The sequence below is a fragment of the Neobacillus drentensis genome, assembly GCF_036966985.1.
In the GTDB taxonomy this organism is placed as follows: Bacteria; Bacillota; Bacilli; order Bacillales; family Cytobacillaceae; genus Neobacillus; species Neobacillus drentensis_E.
This window is the reverse complement of the sequence record NZ_JBALSN010000260.1, coordinates 1-4,579: the sequence shown is the minus strand read 5'-3', so window position 1 is coordinate 4,579 and position 4,579 is coordinate 1. Positions and strand designations below refer to the sequence as shown.

Here is a 4,579-nt window from a genome sequence, read left to right as displayed (position 1 = left end):
AATATATACATTAGTAGTCCTCTTTTGTCCTCCTATTTGTCCTCCAATGTTTTATATCGCATTTAAAACATTTAAGTCAAACTACTTAAAAACATTGATTTAACGCTTTTTTTTAAACACTATTTGTTTCTATTATATATGAAAATGAATGGGCGGCATGATGTAATAACGCCGTCAATCCATTGATATACAATGGTTTTGATGAAAGGTAAAGTGAAATGCTAACATTTTGCTAACATTTTGCTAACATTTCTCGCCAAATTAGAGGCTTCTCATTAATTGAGCAAATTTATGAGAAGCCTCTTTTTTCATTTCTTTAGTTACATGCAGATAAACATTTTTGGTTGTCTCATCGTCACAGTGACCTAACCGCTCCATAACCTCCTCTAAGCCTACTTTTGCTTCTGCTTTACTGAGCATAGATACTTGTAGTCTCAATTAACTCATCACCGAGTAAACTCTGAATGACTTCCAATGGAGCACCGTGATAGCCCTACTGTTTAACACAGTAAGGCTATTTTACAGCATTCCCCTACTCCCTTTCTTAGTGCTCATGGTTGATTACTTACACATTACAAGACTATACCGTTTTTGATGATTTCAACTTTCACCTTTGTATTAAACTTTATATTTTTAAAATAATCCTTCTTATCCAGCATGTCCCAAGTTTTGGGGTGAAGCGCAATCAGTCGCCTTCCAATTCCAAAAACATCACAGTTCGACTGCTGTAATTTTGTAACGACCTGATTAGCGTCCTCTGTAAGCTCCTTGGATAAAGCCTTGTTAAGTCGATCTATTTCCTTTGGAACATCCCCCTTGGGATATTCTTCCACGTTTATCCTTAAATGTGAATGTAAATAAACAGAAACCTCTCCATTTTTTACTTGCACTTTTAATTTTCTTTTCATTTTGTGGATATTAAATGTAATATAGTTTTTTAATTTCTGCTCCTCATCGTTATGTACGTGTTTTGTAAATCGTGCGTATTTTCCTTTTTTGTTATTCAATAAGAGAAGGAGGGTTGAATCTTGTGGTGATATACTTCGCACATATTTTTTTTCATTCATAAGTGCTAAGCCGACCACTACAGCGCTTTTCTTGTTATTCATTTTTAGGTAAGGAAGGACGATATCTTCTCCCGGATCAAGCATTTCTGAAGCGAGTGTCTGGATGGTTTGTTTCGGAATAATGGAGTTTTCTTCTGCGCTTGTAAGAGCGTCTTGTATATATTCGCTCACGTTTGTCTCATGTTTCGGTCTAATTTTAAGCAGATTAACCGCTTCTCCCTCCACCACCCCCAGTGTTGCCCCCAATGAATTTCGCGGATCTCTCCAAATGACATCTAACGGTGGATAAATACCTGAAGCGGCCATTTGTTGGCCAAACAGAATCAGTTTATTTTTAGATGTATCCAATATTCCAGATATTTCTCGGTCGATTTTACGTCGGCTATCCCTTGGTGTATGACCTTTTGCAGAAAATGTTTCACTTCTTACCAAAGCTTGCGGTCCCCCTGCGGCCTCCTCGATGATAGGGATGGAAACCCCTAACAACAGATCTTCGTTATCTGTCAAATCCAAACTTAATATTTGTACCAGAACCGCATTTTTTAACAGGTGCTGATCCCAGCATCCAGTAAGTAATAAACATAGGAGTACAATGATAGGCTTTTGGCTTTTCATGGGTTATTCACCACTTCTTTTTTCGACAAAACCCATGTGAGAATGAGTAGAAGTACAGGGATGATGCCGATAAAAATATAATGCGTCGGCCCAAGAAAGTGATTAAAATTTTTAAAGTCTCTTCCTTGATCAGGAAGAAGAGCCAAAATTAAATAGACTCCGGCAACAATGGGCAGAAAGAAGGCATAGTGTTTTTTTCTAAAAAGGCTGGCCAACCCCATTGAAGATAATAATAGCCAGTTCGCAATCGAAGTTGCAACGATGACAAGCCAGAGCGATAAGAAAAATAAATCCGTCCTTTCGAGAACTTGAAACGAATAGGCTTTAATCATATATAATAATGGCTCTGGAGTCAGTGCGATATCTATAGTGGGTTCGAAATAGACAAGGGCTGCAAACACCAAAAAGGTATAAAAGAGGGTGACAAAAATGTTCGCTGTTGTGATGGCGATCAGCTTCTCTTTTCCGGAAGATTGCACATAGGGATGGATAAAAAGAAACAGTTCAAAGCCCAACATGGAGAAAGCAGCTTCTTTTGAACCTTTCAATATCGTTAGAATGCTATGGTCTCCTACTGGAAAGATATACAGGAAGTTCGCATCCTTCATTGCATACAAAATCAACACTAATAATACAAACAGAATGGGGGATACCAGTACATAAAATCTCGCTATACTGGTTAAACCTACACTGACGATGTAAATACAGGTGATGAGGATTAAAACCATTGTAATCCAATTAGGTGTACGCGGTAAGATCCATTTATCCAGGATATCACTATATCTTGCTAAAACTAAGCTCCCTGTTACCATAAAATAGAGTGCATAACAGAGAATGAGTAGCTTCCCGACAACTTTCCCTAGTAATTTTGGGAGTATTTGGTATAAAGATAGCGAAGGAAATCTTTTGCTTAGTCCCCAATAGGCAAAAATAATCGCCTGTGCGATGACTCCTGCTATTAGAGTGGAAATCCAGCCATCCTGTTTGGCTACTAATGCCACATCATGGGGCAACGATAATATTCCTACACCAATTTGGGCCTGGATAATCATAAAGACAAGCTGTTTGTTCGTAATTCTATTCTTGTTTTGTTTCATTACTTTCCCAGTCCCTTGCCAAAGATTGCTTTTTCAGGATGTTTGGTTTTGAATCAAGCGGACGTGTATTAAATTTCCATAGGGGCAAACGGATAAACGTATCTTTAATGTCTTTTAATCGAAATGGTGCCCAAGGTGCAAAGTAGGCTGTCCCAAATGATTCTAATCTGCATAAATGAGCTAACGTAAACATAAACCCAAAGGTAATCCCTACAAATCCAAAGGTGGATGCCAAGATCATATGGGGAAAACGCAAAAATCGTACGGCATCACTCATTTCTGTGGTCGGGATGCTGTAGGCTGCAATGGCCGTAATAGCCACAACCACAATCATGGTATTCGAAATGAGACCTGCACGGACAACCGCATCACCAATAACCAAACCTCCTACAATACCGATGGTTTGGCCAATTCTTGATGGAAGGCGTACCCCCGCTTCGCGAATCAGTTCTATGGTCAACTCCATTACAAGTGCTTCAATTAACGGAGGAAAAGGTATATTTTTGATTGAACTTACAACAGGGAGCACTAAGTCATCCGGCAGCACTTCAAAATGAAAACCAATCACCGCGATATAAATAGCAGGCAAATTAACCGCAATGAAAATGCTTACGAGCCTCATGGAACGGATAAACGTTCCAATCATCCAGCGTGAATTATAATCATCAGGTGAATGGAAAAATGCAAAAAAAGTGACTGGAATAATTAAACTAGAAGGAGATCCTTCCATCAACATCACCACTCTTCCTTCATTCAAATGACTTATAACACGATCTACTCTCTCTGTACTTAAAATCTGAGGAAAGGGTGACCATGTGGAATCTTCGATCAATTCCTGAAGAGCTCCAGAACTGGGGATATAATCCATTGAAATATGATGGACCCTCCGTTTGAATTCGTTGACCATTTCATTATTGGCAAGGTCTTTCATATAAACCATGGCTATTTTGGATTGAATCTGGTCACCCACTGTTATATATTCCATGGTAAGGTTTGCGGTTCTACACGATTTCCTAATTAAATGAAGATTGGTTGAAAGATTTTCAATAAAACCTTCATGAGATCCATGAATGACTTGTTCATTACTAGGTTCTATAATGGTCCTCTCTGTGGAGAGGCCCACTTCCACCATGTAGAATTCTTTGACACCATCCAAGAACATGATACAGGAGCCATTTAAAAGTGCTTCTTGAGCTTTGAATAAGTTATCTGATTTAAGAAAGTTAGAATGAAGTACACTTTCGAACTGGGCACCCTCTGTTTCCATCATAGGTTTTATAATATCTCTTTGAATCTTTTCCTTGTCTACCATCGTATCTAAGAAAATCAAACTTCCCCGATTATTTCTTTCATTTAAATCCTTAATCATTAAATCAGCTGAATCAGAAAATGTATGTTTAAAAAAAGAAATATTTTCATCGATTGTATGGAATACCTCTTTAAACGATATAGACTTCTGATTTGAAGCAACTGGTTGGATATCCCTTTTCATGAACTTTTCTAAAGCAAGGTAAATGAATTTCATCTTTTTACTCCATTATCAAAATGTTTCCATTATCATCCCCAGAATATGGTATATATATGTAATTGTTTGTTCTGGTTAAAAATAATAAAAGGCAGATTTTCAAATTTAGTCAAAGAAAACATTAGGTCTAATTGTAAACAAGCCAACATCCCATGTGTTGCCGAATCCACTCGGCGCATGTGGAAACATGCTAATATTTTGCTTTATATTGGGGGTCATATGGTGAAGATATTACCATGCTTGAAAAAACTTATGGTTTTTTTAATTACAAAAAA

4 protein-coding genes are annotated in these 4,579 nt (G+C 37.7%); all 4 read right to left on the bottom strand.

The window, feature by feature from the left end; translation table 11 throughout:
* Positions 1-261 precede the first annotated feature (261 nt).
* A complete protein-coding gene (locus V7659_RS17525; RefSeq protein WP_335541087.1) occupies positions 262-438 on the bottom strand; it encodes a hypothetical protein in 177 nt (58 codons plus the stop codon).
* A gap of 134 nt (positions 439-572) precedes the next feature.
* Positions 573-1,682: a Ger(x)C family spore germination protein gene (locus V7659_RS17520; RefSeq protein ID WP_335541086.1), complete on the bottom strand. Its 1,110-nt coding sequence runs from the start codon at positions 1,680-1,682 to the stop codon at positions 573-575.
* Entirely contained in the window at positions 1,679-2,779 is a 1,101-nt protein-coding gene (locus tag V7659_RS17515; protein ID WP_335541085.1) for a GerAB/ArcD/ProY family transporter, read from the bottom strand. Before V7659_RS17515 ends, V7659_RS17520 begins: the two co-directional genes overlap by 4 nt.
* Positions 2,760-4,304 (bottom strand): spore germination protein, encoded by a 1,545-nt coding sequence (locus V7659_RS17510; RefSeq protein ID WP_335541084.1) that lies wholly within the window; start codon positions 4,302-4,304, stop codon positions 2,760-2,762. Before V7659_RS17510 ends, V7659_RS17515 begins: the two co-directional genes overlap by 20 nt.
* Positions 4,305-4,579: the final 275 nt, after the last annotated feature.

Coding starts and splice junctions, on each gene's coding strand:
- V7659_RS17520 (WP_335541086.1), bottom strand. CDS start 1,682: ATGAAAAGCCAAAAGCCTATCATTGTACTCCTATGTTTATTACTTACT.
- V7659_RS17515 (WP_335541085.1), bottom strand. CDS start 2,779: ATGAAACAAAACAAGAATAGAATTACGAACAAACAGCTTGTCTTTATG.
- V7659_RS17510 (WP_335541084.1), bottom strand. CDS start 4,304: ATGAAATTCATTTACCTTGCTTTAGAAAAGTTCATGAAAAGGGATATC.